Raw genomic sequence first — 14,725 nt, forward strand, 5'->3', positions numbered from 1 at the left:
CGGAGGGCACGGCTCGTGCGGCAGTCAGGTGGCTTGTCCTATAGTCACGGATTTCCGAAGCGCTGCGGCAAGGCCGTCCGCCACGGCAACTTCAAACCCGGCTGCGCGCATGGCCTTGATCGCTGCAGCGGTGGTGCCGCGGTAGTCGAGGAAGGTCTGGACGATGTCTTTGGGATTGCAGCGCGCGCCGCGAGGAGTTTTCCCGTTCCAATCAGCACCGCGCTGACGCTCCTTCGGGCAATATCCGGGTTCATTCCTCGGCTGACGGAATCGTCCATCATCGCCGCCGCCAAAAGCGCCGGAAACGCCGGGCCGGAGCCGGTGAGGCCGGTCATGTAGTCGATGTCTGCTTCGGTTTTGACTTCATCTGAAGCACCACAGGCTTCCAGAATCCGGCGAACGACGTTGCGATCATCCGCCGTGACGCCCCGAGAACCGATCCAGGGCGTGTAGGAGTTGCGCACCTCTGCCGCCGCGTTCGGAAGCGTGCGGACGACGCGGTCAGTCTTGAAACGTTTGGCCAATTGATCGAGAGGGATCCCGGCCATGACCGACATCACGAGCTTGCCGGGCGCAGAAATCTCGATGGCAGGCCAATCCTGGGGTCGGACCGAGACGATGATGACATCAGATCGATCCACCAGTTCCTGATTGTCCCTGGTCCAGATAGCGTTTGGCAGAAAGCCGGGTTGCCCGCTTCTGTAAGAGAGCGCGAGGTGCTCTGCGGCAACTATTTGCGCATCGACAATGGCCTCGGCGAAGGCGCGTCCAAGCCAGCCCCGTCCACCAATTATCCCGATGCTCATGGGTTTGCTCATTGTCGCAACTCTTCCTCAGTTCGCCAAATAGTCATGTCTGGCGAAGAACCGATCCAGTTCGCGCTGCTGCGGGGCCTCGCCTGTAAAAATCTCCACGTAGCCGGGAATGCGCTTCATGCGGGCCGTGAGATCTTCCCTGGTCTGCATTGAGATGTAGCCGATCTGCGCGAGGTAGACGGTGCGCGCTCGAACATCGGCCAAGCTTTCCTTGTAACCGAAGCGGACGAACATCTGGCTCATGGCGTCGAGACGCGTCTGGTCGGCTTTCTGGACCTCCGCCAGAATGTCAGGCGATTGAATCGCCCAGCTTCTGACTGCGAATTCGAACTGGGCATCGAACAAGGATTTGTCGAGCCAGCAGTCGAAAACGTTCAGCATCGCCTCGGCAACCGTCTCGGCATAAGCCTCGGCCTGCTTGACGAGATTGCCGGTGTTCTTGTCCCGCCAACGCGTCACGAGGCCAGCCAACAGTTCCTCTCTGTCTTTGAAAAACCAATAGAAGCTGGTGCGCGACAGGCCCAGCTTCTTGGCCAGTGGCGAAATTCTCACCGTGTCGACGCCGGATTCCAGAAGCAGGTCGTAGGCGGCCTCAAGCCATCCCTCCGGCGATCCACGCCATCCGCTATCGTTCGAAATCTGCTCCATAAGCGGCCAGCCTAACAAAAGGTCAAACTGAAAACCAGCGAAATGTACACCTATGTCGACTCTGTCGACCTTGCCGAAGCTAAACTTGACATATGTGTACATTTCCGACTAGCGTTCGCGCTTGTCCTCCCAGCCCGGAGCCGGTCAGATGTCGAGCGATCCTCTTCTGCAGCCTTACAAACTCAAGCATTTGACGCTGCGCAATCGTATCATCGTGACCTCTCACGAGCCGGCTTATCCGGAGGACGGGATGCCGAAGGAGCGCTATCTCGCTTACACGCTAGAGCGGGCGCGGGGCGGTGTGGCGATGACGATGACAGCCGGGTCCGCAGCCGTCTCGAAGGACAGTCCCCCGGTTTTCAACAACCTTCTCGCCTACAAGGACGAGATCGTGCCATGGATCAGGCAGATGACCGATGCGGTGCACGAAGAGGGCGCCGCCATCATGATCCAGCTAACCCATCTTGGACGGCGTACACGCTGGGACAAGGGCGACTGGCTTCCCGTTGTGGCACCGTCCCATCACCGTGAAGCATCACACCGCGCATTTCCCAAGAAAATTGAAGACTGGGATATCGAGCGCATCATCAAGGACTTCGCGGACGCCGCCGAGCGGATGAAGGCGGGCGGGATGGATGGCGTCGAGCTCGAGGCCTACGGTCACCTGCTCGAACAGTTCACGTCTCCTCTCATGAACGACCTTGACGGCCCCTATGGCGGTTCCCTTGAGAACCGCATGCGCTTCTGCATGGACGTCTTGAAGGCGATCCGCTCAAGGGTCGGCGAGGACTTCATTCTGGGCGTGCGCTATACGGCGGATGAATGTCTCCCCGGCGGCACCGGCAAGGCGGAGGGCATTGAAATCTCCAAACGGCTTAGGGAAAGCGGACTTGTCGACTACCTCAACGTGATCCGCGGTCACATCGACACCGATGCTGGCCTGACGGACGTCATTCCGATTCAGGGAATGGCGAATGCGCCGCATCTTGATTTTGCCGGTGAGATTCGTGCGGCAACCAACTTCCCAACCTTCCATGCAGCGAAAATACCGGATGTAGCGACGGCGCGCCACGCCATTGCATCGGGCAAAGTCGACATGATCGGCATGACACGCGCCCACATGACCGACCCCCACATCGTGCGCAAGATCATCGAAAAACGCGAAGACGAAATCAGGCCCTGCGTGGGTGCCAATTACTGCCTTGACCGCATCTATCAGGGCGGGGCGGCATACTGCATTCACAACGCCGCGACCGGCCGCGAACTGACCATGCCGCACATTGTCCCCAAGGCAGAAAGCCGCAAGAAAATTGTCATCGTCGGTGCAGGTCCGGCCGGCCTCGAGGCCGCCCGCGTGGCGGGTGAGCGGGGACACGAGGTCGTGGTCTTCGAGGCCGCCAGCGACCCTGGCGGACAGATCCGCCTGACAGCGCTGAGCCCGCGCCGCAAGGAGATGATGAGCATCATCGATTGGCGCATTGCCCAGTGCGAAAGATACGGGGTGACCATCAAGTTCAATGCCTGGGCGGAAGCCGAAACCATCGAGGCGGAAAATCCTGATGTCGTCATCGTTGCGACGGGCGGGGTGGCGCACACCGACGTCCTTTCCAGGGGCAACGAGTTGGTGGTGTCTTCATGGGACATCATCTCCGGAGACGTAAAGCCGGGTAGCAATGTCCTCATCTTCGACGACGCCGGCGACCATGCCGCACTCCAGGCCGCCGAATTCCTCGCCGGTGCGGGAGCGAAAGTTGAGATCATGACGCCGGATCGGTCCTTCTCCCCCGAGGTGATGGCTATGAACCTGGTGCCCTACATGCGGTCCCTGCAAAAGCTCGATGTGACCTTCACGGTCACCTATCGGCTCGAGTCTGTGGAAAAGAATGGCAACCAGCTCATTGCAAATGTCGGTAGCGACTACGGCGGCATATCCAGGCAACGCATCGTGGATCAGGTTGTCGTCAACCACGGCACCATTCCACTCGATGACATCTATTTCGACCTCAAACCGAAATCGACCAATCACGGCGAGATTTCGCACGATGAGCTTATTGCCGGACAAGCGCAGTCGGTGGTGCGGAATCCGCAGGGCCAATTCCAGCTCTTCCGGATCGGCGATGCCGTTTCGGCTCGCAACACCCACGCCGCGATCTACGACGCACTGCGCTTGGCGAAAGATATCTGACATCCAGCAACGGACCATAGCGTGGCTCACAACAAGGGCTGCAAGATGAACAGAAGTGAGGCCCTGCAATATTTTCTAGACACCGCTTTCGTGGCGTTTGACCAGTTCTCACACGATCTGCGATCGCGCAGATCGATCATCCAGCTCTTCGCCCAATCGGAAGTTATCGGGCTGGAGCGGACCAATGCAGGGAGCCGTTTACCGGTCTGTTCCTATCTCGGCCCGGCGTTGGCGGAAGAGGTGATCCCGTCCACGCTCCGCAACTTGGTCGAACGCTTCAAGGCAATCGAGCCGCTGCTCGAATGGCGGCCGAAATCAAATCCCGCCCCGTCGGCCAGCAGCAATTTCCATGATAGTCACGCCAACGCGATGATCCTTGGCCCAGGCGGCATTGAGGAAAGGAACGATCTGTGGCTCGGCGTCACCTTGATGGCTCCTCACGCCCGGTATCCCGACCACGATCATCCGCCGGAAGAAACCTACCTCGTGCTTTCGCATGGGGAGTTCAAGCAGGCTGACAAGGACTGGTTTTCGCCTGGCATCGGTGGGTCATTCTACAATCCGCCAGGCATCAAACACTCGATGAGATCGCTGGAGACGCCGTTGTTCGCTTTCTGGGCGCTGCTGGTGGACCAGACGCATCATTGATTGGCGTTCCGGGAGCAACTCTATGGAGCTGTTCGTCGATGCCTTGGCACCATCAATCTTCGATTGAGCGCGGAGCGCCGCGCATCGAAGATGCACGGGATCGAGGTCCATCGAATGCTTTCTATGCGGCGACGCTCACACGACCGATCGGGCGAGAGCAGCAGGCAAGGATATAGCCATCGGCGATGTCCTCGTCCGTGATGCCGCCATTGTGCACCATGTGCACCTGCCCTTCGGTCTTGAGGACCTTGCAGGTTCCGCAGATTCCCATCGAGCATCCTGAAGGGATCACCAGGCCCGCAGAGCGTGCTGCTGCAAGAAGGGTATCAGTCTCGGCGCATTTCGCTATGACACCAGACGAGGCGAAGATGATCTCAGCCTGATTCTCTTCGTTTGGCACCACGTCGTCAGGTACGTCCTCGGCCTGCCCCGGCTCTGCCGCGAAGCTTTCCTGATGGTAGCGACTCATGTCGTAGCCGAGACCCGCAAGGGCCTCGCGCACGGCCCGCATGAAAGGCTCAGGTCCGCAACAGAACACCTCGCGCTCCAGATAATCCTGCGCCATCAGGCCCAGCATGATCTGGTTGAACATCCCCCGATAGCCGGTCCAGGACCGGAAGGGATCTGCCTCTTCGACGACCCATTTCAAATCGATGCCGACGAGGCGCGACGCCATCAGTTCCATCCTGTCGCGCAGGATGATGTCGGACGGGCGGCGCGCGCAGTTGATGAAAACAATGTCCGGCTCGCGCCCGGAATCGTAGAGCCAAGTGGTCATCGCAACCATCGGTGTGATGCCGGAACCGGCCGAGATGAAAAGGTATTTCTCGACCGGATGATGGACAATCGAGAATTTTCCAGTCGGCCCTATAGCCTTGATGCGCGCGCCTTTGCGCAAATTGTCGAGCATCCATCTGGTGCCGATCGACCCTTCTTGCGCCTTGACCGTGACGGTGAGGGCAGTCGGACGCGAGGGCGAAGACGAGATCGTATAGGTGCGATAGGCCGGCCCCCCAGGAATTGGCAATTCCAGGGTGACGAACTGTCCCGGTTCATGATTGAACAGCGCGCCTGACGGACTCTGAAAGCTGAAGGTCACGACATTCGGCGCTTCCGGAGTACGGGTGACGCATTCCAACTCTTCTGCGTCGGTCCAGAACGCGAGTTTTTTGAATGCGCTCATCGGCTTATTCCGCTGCAACTTGACGGGGCGCAAGCGCGCGCTCAAGCCAGGCTGCATACCAGTCGACAAACTGCGTCACGCCGCTTTCCTGCCCGGGCGAATAGGGGCCAGGGATATAGGCCGGCGATAAGATTCCCAGCTGGTTGTTTTCGACAATCTCGCGGTCTTCGTCATTGGTAGCGATCCAGACCTCGGTCAGGCGCTTGAGGTTGTAATCCACACCTTCGACCGCGTCCTTGTGCACAAGCCAGGTGGTGGTGACTTCGGTTTCAGTGGCGCTGATCGGCAACACCCGGAAGGTGAGGGAGTGGTCCGGCAGGAAGTGGTTCCAGGTAGAGGGATAATGGAACACGAGTAGCGAACCGGCGTCGGGCGGCGCAACCCGGCCAAGGTTCTTGGTGACGGCCGCCTTGCCGTCCATCGTATAGCTCATGGCCTTTTCCTGAAGCGGCATACGCGCCAGGCGGTACTGCCCGTCTCCGGCGAGTTGGAACTGCGCCGGCGCACCGGCGGCCGAGCAACGGTCGAAATGCGCCTGGAGCTTCGCCGATACCCTTCCATCAGCCTGAACGCCGGCGACTTCGGGATCGAGCGGGAAGGAGCGGCACAGCGCCGGATGATTGCTGCTGCAGTGATAACATTCGCGGTTGTTCTCCCACACCAGCTTCCAGTTGCCTTTTTCGATGATGGTCGACGTGTACGCGACCTTAGAATCCCTAAGGTCGTGGACTTCGAGATATGGCTGAGCCATCTGGGCGAAAGCCTCGAAATCAGGTGGAGTGGTGGACAGGCAGATGTAGATCAAGCCGTCGAGATTGCGAAGATTGACGGGCTTGAGACCATGTTTTGACGCATCGAATGCTGGGCCCATGTCATTCGCCCAGATCAACCTACCGTCAAGTTCGTACGTCCACTGGTGATAGGGGCAAACCAGCTTGGCCACCTGGCCTTCGCGTGCCTTGCAGATCAGCGACCCGCGATGACGGCACGAATTGTGAAAGGCGCGGATTTCGCCGTCGCGGTCTCGGACGACGATCACTTCATAGGTACCCACGCGCATCGTTACATAGCTCCCAGCTTTCGCAAGCTGGCACGCCGGGGCCGCGTAGAGCCATTCCTGGTAGAAGATGTGCTCGAGGTCGAGCTGGTAAATCGTCGGCGATGTGTAAAATGGCTGCTCAAGGGCATAGCCCGAGACGCGGCGCGCTAGCAATTCCTGGATCGAGGGGGAAGGGGTGTTCATGCGGAAATTCCATAGATGGCAGACCTATTTGGAATGAAATTCTCGGGCTTGAACGCCTTTTGCGCAACAGCAGTAATTTTCAGCACGAGTTAGTTCAGCTAATGTCTTCCACGCCGCGAGCTCCTATGAGCCAAGCGGTTACAAAGGGGTTTGATGCCAAGACCGTACGATCTCTCCTCGGTGACCGCACTTATCTGCTTCGAGGCGGCCGCCCGAAATGCAAGTTTCAAGAAGGCCGCTCAGGAATTGAACGTGACACCCGCGGCTATCAGCCACCAAATCAAGGCGCTTGAGGGTGACTTGGGATGTAGCCTGTTCCTGCGCAGGAGCCGCGGTGTTGAGTTGACCGAGAAAGGGGCGTTCTTGTTCCTTGCGGTGCAACGCGGGCTTGAGACGATTTCCGACGCCGTTAGTCACACGCGCGATCGGCCGGAAGCCGCAGACGTGACCATCCGGATAACGACGGCCGTCAGTTCGCTTTGGCTTACACCGAAGATTTCAACCTTCTGGAAAAGCCATCCCACCATCACTGTCTCACAGATCGTGAGCGACGTGCCTAGAGCAGCCATCCGTTGCGATCTAAGTATTCAATACGGAGATGCGCAGGAGAATCTCGAAGAGTGTCACAAACTCTTTCACGATCGCATCGTGGCGCTGGGAACGCCAAAATTCGCCGCTGAGCATGGCATTAGCCGAGTTGAGGATCTGCTCAAGGCACCTTTGATTCATACGAATAACGAGGAAACCGACTGGGAGAACTGGCCGGACTGGTTTCAAGCGCTTGGACACACCATCCCAAAGGGCCGCAGGTTTTCAGTCAACAACTACATGATTGCCCTCCAGGCCGCTCAGGATGATATCGGGGCGGTGTTGGGATGGGATGGATTGGTCAAAAGTCTGATGGATCAGGGACGGCTGGTCGCACTTGTGCCCGACAATATTCCATCGCCCAGGGCATTTTATCTGAAAATCCATCCCAGGGCAGGCCCGAAAGCCCGGCTCTTCGCGGAATGGCTCGTAAAGAGCACATAGCGGTTTACCAAAATGTTTCTGCGCGGGACCGAGACAGGCTAACGCGAAGGGGTGCCGTCCGCTCGTAATTGCTTTGACTGATAATACTCCCGAGGCTGCCGAGCCCACAAAGGGTTGGGCTCGCGCTGGTTGAGCTAAACGTCCGCGTGGCAGACTTGCATGTCGCATTCGGCATGTTCAGTTCCGTTTTGTGTAAGGCTCGGTCGCCAACGAGTGTCAGTGTGCTGCCATTCGGGGATTTGACATGAGCAACATCGCAACGTCAGGCAGAACAAGATCAGGAGGTCGTGCAGCGCGACAAATCCTTCGTACAACCCCCGACTTTCAAATGCTGCCCGGTTTGACCCGTGGCATCCCCGTCTGTGAGGTTATGGATGGATCCCAAGTCGAGAAGATCGACAATGCCTCCATGCACATCCTCGAAAACATCGGCGTGCTTTTTCGCGATCCGATCGCGCTGGAGGACTGGAAACGCGCCGGCGCCAAGGTCGAGGGGGAGATGGTCTACCTCGACCGTGGATTGGTGCGTGAACTCATTTCCACAATCCCGTCGGATTTCATCTACCACGCGAGAAATCCCGCCAACAATGTCCGTCTCGGCGGACGGCATTCGGTCTTTGTCCCGATGACGGGCGCTCCCTATCTGCGCGACCTGGATGATGTTCGGCGCAATCCTATGCTTGAAGACCTGGCGATGTTCCACAAGCTGAGCCACATGATGCCCGCACTGCATTCGTCGGCACATCACATCGTGGAACCTTATGATCATCCGATCAGCCAGCGGCATCTTCGCATTACCTATTCCTCGATGAAACATTCCGACAAGATGTTCATGGGGATGACGACGAGCGCCAAGAACGCCGAAGATGTGATGGATATGTGTGCGATCCTCTTCGGCGAAGATTTCATGGAAACGCATCCCGTCACTACCGGCAACTGCAACGGAAATTCCCCGCTGGTCTGGGATGAGGTCATGCTGGGTGCAATGCGGGCGTTCTGCCGGCGCAATCAGCCGGTGCTGTGCTCTCCGTTCGTGCTCGGCGGCGCCAACACGCCAGCCTCCGTGCCTGCGACCGTCGCACAGCTTAACGCCGAGGCACTCTCGGCGCTGGCGTACACCCAAGTCATCCGCAAGGGGACGCCGGCGATCTATGGCCACTACCTGTCGACCGTCAGCATGAAATCCGGCGCCCCGATGGCAGGCACGCCCGAGATTTCCCTAATGAACTTCATGATAGGGCAAATGGCGCGCCATTATAACCTGCCATGGCGCACATCGAGCCATCTCGGTGGGGCCAAGACCTTCGATGCGCAAGCCGGCTATGAAAGCGCAACGACGATGTCGGCGGTCTTGCATTCCGGCGCGAACTACATCTGGCATTCTGCGGGTTGGAATGAGGCCGGGATGCACTGCTCGGTCGCAAAATTCGTCGTAGACGCGGAGCAATGCGCCATGGCCTATCGAATGGCCGAGGGACCTAAATGGGACGATTTCGATCAGGCGCTAGCCGCGATTCCGGATGTCGGACCGGGTGGACACTATCTGGGCCATCCTCACACATTGGAGAATTTTCAAAAAGCGTACTTCATGCCCGAACTCTTTGACAACAACTCGGTCGAGCAATGGCAGGCGGAAGGCGCCCTCGACACCACGAAACGCGCCCTGAACCACGCCCGCAGGCTGCTGTCGGAGTACCAAGAACCCAAGCTCGATGAGGCCAAGGACGAGGCGCTGCGGGACTACATCGCTCGTCGTGAGGAGGAAATTCCGGCAGCCGATGAACTCAATCAAAGCTACTAGTTTTCTGATGGCTGGCGAGAGTCAGCGTTGAAACGACAATGGAAGAGCGGCTGAACTGTTGCTCATGAAGAAGGGGAAGGCTGTGATGAAGGGTAAAGTAGCGTTGGTGACCGGCGCGGCGGGCGGTATAGGGTCGGCGGTTGTGCGAGCCCTTCGTGCGCGGGGTGTGAAAGTCGCGGTCGCCGATCGAGACGTCTCGGCGGTCGAAGCCGACGCCCATTTTCCGGGCGACCTCTGCGACGCCGCCTATTCGGGCGCACTTCCAGAAGCGGTCGCCAAAGCCCTCGGTGGCCTTGATATCGTCGTCAACAACGCAGGTGTCATCACGCGCGGCAAAGTCACTGAAACGACTGACGCAGACTGGTTGCTGTCCCTAGGGGTCAATGTCGAGGCGCCGTTCCGCATCAGCCGAGCCGCGATACCGCTCATGGGCAAAGCCGGCGGAGGCGCGATCGTCAACATCTCTTCCTGCTGGGGCGTACGACCCGGCCCCAACCACGCGGTCTATTGCATGACGAAGGCGGCCATCGCATCGTTGACGCAATGCATGGCAATCGATCACGCGCCGCAGGGCATCCGGATCAACGCCGTTTGCCCCAATGAAGTGAACACGCCGATGTTGCGCACCGGCTTTTCGATACGCGGCCTTGACCCAGATACAGCAGTTGGAGAGCTAAACAAAACCGTACCGATTGGCCGCATCGCCGAACCGGAAGACATTGCCGATGTGGTGGTCTTCCTCGCATCCAACGAGTCGCGCTACGTCTGCGGCGCGCTTGTTGAAGTGAACGGAGCGAAGTTCTGATTATGGGCCGCTTCACCGGAAAGGTGGCGCTCGTCACCGGCGGGCGCAGCGGGATCGGTCGCGCCATTGCGCTTCGCCTGCGAGAGGACGGCGCGCGTGTGTTCACCGCACAGCGAGGCGATCATGCCGAGTTTGAAGCGATGACGGCCGACTTCGCCGACGGCGGAGCCCCTGAGGCAATTGTCGACGATGTCGTCGGTCGCGCCGGGCGCCTCGACGTGCTGGTCAACAATGCCGGCATTATGCAGGAAGCCCGCGTCGAAGACATGTCGCTCGCCGACTGGGAGCGAACCTTGCGCATCAATCTGACCGCGCCGTTTCTGCTGATCAAGGCAGCCCTGCCGCACCTTCGTGCCGTGAAGGGTAGCATCGTCAACGTTGGCTCGATCGAAGGTCTCGGCTCCAACCCGAAGCACGCCGCTTACTGCGCTTCGAAGGCTGGTCTGCATGGGCTGACCCGTGCCGTGGCGGTCGATCACGGCGGGGAAGGCATTCGTTGCAATGCAGTCGCGCCGGGCTGGATAGACACCGACCTCAATGTTGATTTCATCGACAGCATGCCCGACCCGGTCGCCTTTCGCCGCGACATCGCCCGAATTCATCCCGTCGGGCGCACCGGCAAGCCGGAAGAGGTTGCAGCCTTGGTTGCCTGGCTGGCCTCCGAAGAGGCGGCTTTTGTTACTGGACAAGTCTGGACCGTGGACGGCGGCCGGATGGCGAAGCTCAGTCTACCACAGTGACTAGCGGGCGCCGAGCGTTGCGCCGCCGTCGATGACGATGTTTTCCATGGTTATGTGGCGGCTACGGCTCGAAAGCAGGAAAAGGACGAGATCGCAAACGTCATCCACCTCGGCCATGCGGCCGAGCGGGATGCCAAGGCGGTAGCGTGTCGGGTCACCCTTCAAGACGCCTTCTCGACTGCCTGTTGTCGTCTGAAAATGTTGCTGCATTTCGGTGTTCGTCGAGCCCGGCGACACGATGTTGCAGCGAACGTCATACTCGGCCAGCTCCAATCCAAGACACTTCATCGCATGGATGATGCCGGCCTTCGAGGCCGGGTAGGAGCCGAGCCCCATGCGCGCCGAAGTGCCTGAATTCGACCCCAATGTTACGATGCTGCCCGCATGTCGCGATGCCATATGCCGCGCGACCGGAAGCGTGATTTCCAGTGTGGAGATCAGGTTGAGATCGATAACCCGACGCAGGCTTTCAGGGTCGCAATGCAGCAGACTGCCTGTCTCCAGCATACCGGCGGCATTCACCAGCCCGATGATATTGGGATCGGTATCGATCCAGGTCGCCAGTCGAGCGCCAAAGGCTCGCGCGTCGCGAAGATCAAGAGCTTCGGCAACCAACCCGGGTGCGGCGTCGCCCACACCCGCGGTGAGCGCCTCAAGTTTCTCTTGAGACCGTCCTACCGCGATCACTCTTTTGCCCTGGCGCAAGGCTGCCAGAGCGATCGCCTTGCCGATACCCTGGGTCGCGCCGGTGACAATGATCGTGCCTGTTCTCTGCATCGGATTGGTTTTATTCATCGCGCGCTTTCCATTCCTTCCAACGCAGCAAGAAGTTGGCGCCAATCTGGCGAAACGGTTGCGGTGGCAGTTTCCTAGGCCGCGCTTGGGCCGTAAAATAGTCCGTCACAATGCTGGTCTGTCCGCAGGCCAGTTCGGCTGCGCCAATGCCGGTCAAGGTCCCGCGCGTCGTTCCAAGACCGTTCTGGACGCAGCCGGAATAGACGCCGTCGTCGACCTGGCGCATCACGGCAACGCCGTTGAGCGTCAAGCATAGGTGTCCGGACCACGCATACTCCATGGTCATGCCCGCGAGGCTCGGGAAGCGCTGATCAAATTTGCGCTGCATGACTCTGGCGGCGCGCTGGAGGTCGGCTTGCGTCGCCTCGCAGTTCGGCCTCAGCACTGCGCAGGTGCGTGTCACGACTCGGTTTCCGCCCTGGCCGAGGTCGATGCGACGCACGGTGGTGCCCATGGGATCGGAAGGTGTAACCCCCCAGCGTGGCTGGCCGCCGAGGCTTTTGAGCGCTTCAGCATCCAGTTCGGGTGTCATCACGGCGAACAGAAATATCTGCATTAGCCGGTCTTGCTCGAAACCGAAGCTTTCCAGATGTCCGTTGACGGTCAGGATCACACGCGGGGTGCTCACCGAGCCGGTTGGCGCAATCACGCGCCAGCATCCGCTCTCGCGCACGAAGCCAGTGACCGGGCTGTCCTCGAAGATGGTGACGCCTTTGCTCACGAGACCAGCACCGAGACCGCGGACGTATCCGGCCGGCTGCAGCATCACCGTACCGGGCGTGTAAAGCCCGGAAACGTAATGCGACGAGCCGGTGACCTCACGCATGGCCCGTTCGCCGAGCAGTTCGCTCGGCTCGCCGAGCTTTGTCAGGTGGCTGGCGTAGCTCCTGTTGTGTTCATCTGCAGCGGCGCTCGCTGCACCGTTGATCTTGCCAGCTGGGTCAAAGAAGTTCCGGTCTATGCCGTATTCTTCGACGGCATCGCGTGCATAGGCGATGGCGTGGCGATTGAGCCCGATCATTGCGCGGTCGTCGCCGTCGCCGGAATAATTGTCAGACTGCACTTCGTGCGGCAGGTCGATCATGAATCCTGAATTACGCCCGGTGCCCCCTTCGGCCAGTCGCCCGGCTTCGAGAACAGTGATACGCGCTCCCGGCTGCAATTCTGTCAGCCGCCTTGCCGCTGACAGGCCGGCGAAACCACCGCCGATGATGACGAAATCGGCGGTGCTGTCGCCCTCAATTCGCGGGAGCGACACCTGTTGTCCAAGGATGGCGTTCCAGGCCGCCGGTCCTAGACGTACCGGCAAGCGCCGCGCGGAGTATGAGCTCAATCCACAGCCTCATCGGCGTCGTCGGCAAGGTCGACCCAGATGGTCTTGATGCGAGTGTACTGGTCGTGCGCGTGAATGCCATTGTCACGGCCACCGAAGCCAGACGACTTGAAGCCCCCGAAGGGTGTCGTGATGTCGCCTTCGCCGAATGAGTTGACAGTCACGGTGCCTGCTCGAATGGCGCGGGCGCCGCGCAACGCGCGCTTGACGTTGCTGGTGAAGATCGATGCAGCAAGGCCGTATTCCGTGTCGTTGGCCAGCGCGATCGCCTCCTCGAAGCTGCCAACCGTGAGTACCGAAAGTACCGGGCCGAACACCTCCTCGCGAACGATCTTGGAGTTCGTGTCTGTGACGTCGATGATTGTGGGTTCGACAAAGCCGTCCTTGGCCTTGCCGCCGAGAAGCACTTTTTGCCCCTTCTCAAAATAGGAACACACCTTATCGAAATGCGCCTTCGAGACTAACGCGCCGACGCGATTTTCCGGATTGAGCGGATCGCCCATCGGCCATTCCCGCGCGTGCGCCACCACCCGTTTCATCAACTCGTCTTTGATGCCGCGCTGGACGATAAGACGTGAGGCCGCGCTACAGTTTTCGCCCATGTTCCAGAACGCGCCGTTGACAATGTGGGCGGCGACACGGTCGAGATTCTCGGCATCGTCGAGAACCACGGCTGGATTTTTGCCACCCATCTCGAGGGTCACCTCCTTGAGATTGGAGTCGGCCGAATATTGAGGGAATCGCCGTCCTGTCGCGGTCGAGCCGGTGAAGGACACCATGTCTACATCCATATGGCGTCCGAGAGGTTCACCAACTTCGGCGCCGCCACCTGGCAGCACATTAAATACACCCGCGGGGACGCCCGCTTCCATCGCGAATTCGGCAATTCGCAGTGCGGTCAGCGTCGTTTCCTTGGCCGGCTTGACGATGACGGAATTGCCTGCCGCAAGTGCCGGACCGATCTTCCACGCCAGCATCAGCAGTGGGAAATTCCAGGGCAGGACGAGGCCCACGACGCCGATCGGCTCCCGAACGATCATTGCAATATGGTTGTCGGAGGTTGGAGACACCTGATCGTAGATCTTGTCGATAAGCTCCGCATGCCACTGCAAGCAGTGGATCGTCTCGGGCACGTCGACGTTCTCGCAGTCATAGATTGTCTTGCCGCTGTCGAGGCTTTCGAGAACCGCGAGTTCGCGGGCGTTGCGCTTTATAAGCTTGGCCATGCGGAGCAGAATCTGCTTGCGTGCTGTCGGATGCAGGCGCGACCAGCGACCGTCCTCAAAGGCGTCTCGTGCTTTCTGGACGGCGAAGTCCACGTCCTCGGCGGCGCATGCCGCGACCTTGCCAAGGACTTTTCCAGTCGCTGGATTGGTCGTATCGAAGGTTTTTCCGGAGATCGCGGGCCGAAAGCTGCCGTCTATGAAGGCCTGGGTCGGGAACTCGATCTTGGCGGCAAGCGCTGCATATTCTTCGTGTGTGAGAAGATTGCCCATT

12 protein-coding genes and 1 pseudogene are annotated in these 14,725 nt (G+C 59.4%); 6 read left to right on the top strand and 7 right to left on the bottom strand.

The genetic code is table 11. From position 1 onward, the window contains the following. Nucleotides 1-24: 24 nt before the first annotated feature. Nucleotides 25-818 (bottom strand): annotated as a pseudogene (locus tag NKI15_RS01380) (pyrroline-5-carboxylate reductase family protein). Nucleotides 819-833: 15 nt separating this feature from the next. Next, the gene (locus NKI15_RS01385; protein WP_352514451.1) at nucleotides 834-1,463 is read right to left on the bottom strand and encodes a TetR/AcrR family transcriptional regulator; all 630 of its coding nucleotides are present in this window, start codon (nucleotides 1,461-1,463) and stop codon (nucleotides 834-836) included. Between the two features lie 148 nt (nucleotides 1,464-1,611). Between NKI15_RS01385 and NKI15_RS01390 the strand changes: the two genes are divergently transcribed. Both NKI15_RS01390 and NKI15_RS01395 read left to right on the top strand, forming a co-directional pair. Next, nucleotides 1,612-3,648 carry an oxidoreductase gene (locus tag NKI15_RS01390; RefSeq protein ID WP_352514384.1) on the top strand — a complete coding sequence of 679 codons (2,037 nt, stop codon included), beginning with the start codon at nucleotides 1,612-1,614 and terminating at the stop codon, nucleotides 3,646-3,648. 45 nt (nucleotides 3,649-3,693) lie between these two features. Continuing rightward, on the top strand, nucleotides 3,694-4,296 hold the full coding sequence (locus tag NKI15_RS01395) for a dimethylsulfoniopropionate lyase (protein WP_352514385.1): 603 nt from the start codon (nucleotides 3,694-3,696) through the stop codon (nucleotides 4,294-4,296). Nucleotides 4,297-4,417: 121 nt separating this feature from the next. On the opposite strand, the gene NKI15_RS01400 is transcribed toward NKI15_RS01395, so the two are convergent. After that, nucleotides 4,418-5,479, bottom strand: coding sequence for an FAD-binding oxidoreductase (locus tag NKI15_RS01400; protein WP_352885649.1), 1,062 nt, complete (start codon nucleotides 5,477-5,479; stop codon nucleotides 4,418-4,420). Nucleotides 5,480-5,483: 4 nt separating this feature from the next. Beyond that, nucleotides 5,484-6,722: an aromatic ring-hydroxylating oxygenase subunit alpha gene (locus NKI15_RS01405; protein ID WP_352514386.1), complete on the bottom strand. Its 1,239-nt coding sequence runs from the start codon at nucleotides 6,720-6,722 to the stop codon at nucleotides 5,484-5,486. Nucleotides 6,723-6,875: 153 nt separating this feature from the next. On the opposite strand from NKI15_RS01405, the gene NKI15_RS01410 reads away from it, so the two are divergent. From NKI15_RS01410 to NKI15_RS01425, 4 genes are all read left to right on the top strand, one after another. Further along, the gene (locus tag NKI15_RS01410; protein ID WP_352514387.1) at nucleotides 6,876-7,754 is read left to right on the top strand and encodes a LysR substrate-binding domain-containing protein; all 879 of its coding nucleotides are present in this window, start codon (nucleotides 6,876-6,878) and stop codon (nucleotides 7,752-7,754) included. Between the two features lie 244 nt (nucleotides 7,755-7,998). Beyond that, nucleotides 7,999-9,555, top strand: coding sequence for a trimethylamine methyltransferase family protein (locus NKI15_RS01415; protein ID WP_352514388.1), 1,557 nt, complete (start codon nucleotides 7,999-8,001; stop codon nucleotides 9,553-9,555). A gap of 64 nt (nucleotides 9,556-9,619) precedes the next feature. Continuing rightward, nucleotides 9,620-10,360: an SDR family NAD(P)-dependent oxidoreductase gene (locus NKI15_RS01420; protein ID WP_352514389.1), complete on the top strand. Its 741-nt coding sequence runs from the start codon at nucleotides 9,620-9,622 to the stop codon at nucleotides 10,358-10,360. 2 nt (nucleotides 10,361-10,362) lie between these two features. Continuing rightward, nucleotides 10,363-11,100: an SDR family NAD(P)-dependent oxidoreductase gene (locus NKI15_RS01425; protein WP_352514390.1), complete on the top strand. Its 738-nt coding sequence runs from the start codon at nucleotides 10,363-10,365 to the stop codon at nucleotides 11,098-11,100. Here the strand turns inward: NKI15_RS01425 and NKI15_RS01430 are convergent, their stop codons facing one another. From NKI15_RS01430 to NKI15_RS01440, 3 genes are read right to left on the bottom strand one after another with little or no spacing between them, the layout of a single operon-like run. Continuing rightward, a complete protein-coding gene (locus NKI15_RS01430; protein ID WP_352514391.1) occupies nucleotides 11,101-11,895 on the bottom strand; it encodes an SDR family NAD(P)-dependent oxidoreductase in 795 nt (264 codons plus the stop codon). Beyond that, nucleotides 11,888-13,228 carry an NAD(P)/FAD-dependent oxidoreductase gene (locus NKI15_RS01435; protein ID WP_352514392.1) on the bottom strand — a complete coding sequence of 447 codons (1,341 nt, stop codon included), beginning with the start codon at nucleotides 13,226-13,228 and terminating at the stop codon, nucleotides 11,888-11,890. Before NKI15_RS01435 ends, NKI15_RS01430 begins: the two co-directional genes overlap by 8 nt. Beyond that, the gene (locus NKI15_RS01440) at nucleotides 13,225-14,724 is read right to left on the bottom strand and encodes an aldehyde dehydrogenase (RefSeq protein WP_352514393.1); all 1,500 of its coding nucleotides are present in this window, start codon (nucleotides 14,722-14,724) and stop codon (nucleotides 13,225-13,227) included. Before NKI15_RS01440 ends, NKI15_RS01435 begins: the two co-directional genes overlap by 4 nt. Nucleotide 14,725 lies beyond the last annotated feature (1 nt).

Origin of the sequence: Mesorhizobium sp. M0862 (genome assembly GCF_040319795.1) — a bacterium.
Lineage (GTDB): Bacteria > Pseudomonadota > Alphaproteobacteria > Rhizobiales > Rhizobiaceae > Mesorhizobium.

Bases quoted from the DNA above. Each gene is read 5' to 3' on its own strand.
- NKI15_RS01385 (WP_352514451.1), bottom strand. From the start codon at position 1,463: ATGGAGCAGATTTCGAACGATAGCGGATGGCGTGGATCGCCGGAGGGA.
- NKI15_RS01390 (WP_352514384.1), top strand. From the start codon at position 1,612: ATGTCGAGCGATCCTCTTCTGCAGCCTTACAAACTCAAGCATTTGACG.
- NKI15_RS01395 (WP_352514385.1), top strand. From the start codon at position 3,694: ATGAACAGAAGTGAGGCCCTGCAATATTTTCTAGACACCGCTTTCGTG.
- NKI15_RS01400 (WP_352885649.1), bottom strand. From the start codon at position 5,479: ATGAGCGCATTCAAAAAACTCGCGTTCTGGACCGACGCAGAAGAGTTG.
- NKI15_RS01405 (WP_352514386.1), bottom strand. From the start codon at position 6,722: ATGAACACCCCTTCCCCCTCGATCCAGGAATTGCTAGCGCGCCGCGTC.
- NKI15_RS01410 (WP_352514387.1), top strand. From the start codon at position 6,876: ATGCCAAGACCGTACGATCTCTCCTCGGTGACCGCACTTATCTGCTTC.
- NKI15_RS01415 (WP_352514388.1), top strand. From the start codon at position 7,999: ATGAGCAACATCGCAACGTCAGGCAGAACAAGATCAGGAGGTCGTGCA.
- NKI15_RS01420 (WP_352514389.1), top strand. From the start codon at position 9,620: ATGAAGAAGGGGAAGGCTGTGATGAAGGGTAAAGTAGCGTTGGTGACC.
- NKI15_RS01425 (WP_352514390.1), top strand. From the start codon at position 10,363: ATGGGCCGCTTCACCGGAAAGGTGGCGCTCGTCACCGGCGGGCGCAGC.
- NKI15_RS01430 (WP_352514391.1), bottom strand. From the start codon at position 11,895: ATGAATAAAACCAATCCGATGCAGAGAACAGGCACGATCATTGTCACC.
- NKI15_RS01440 (WP_352514393.1), bottom strand. From the start codon at position 14,724: ATGGGCAATCTTCTCACACACGAAGAATATGCAGCGCTTGCCGCCAAG.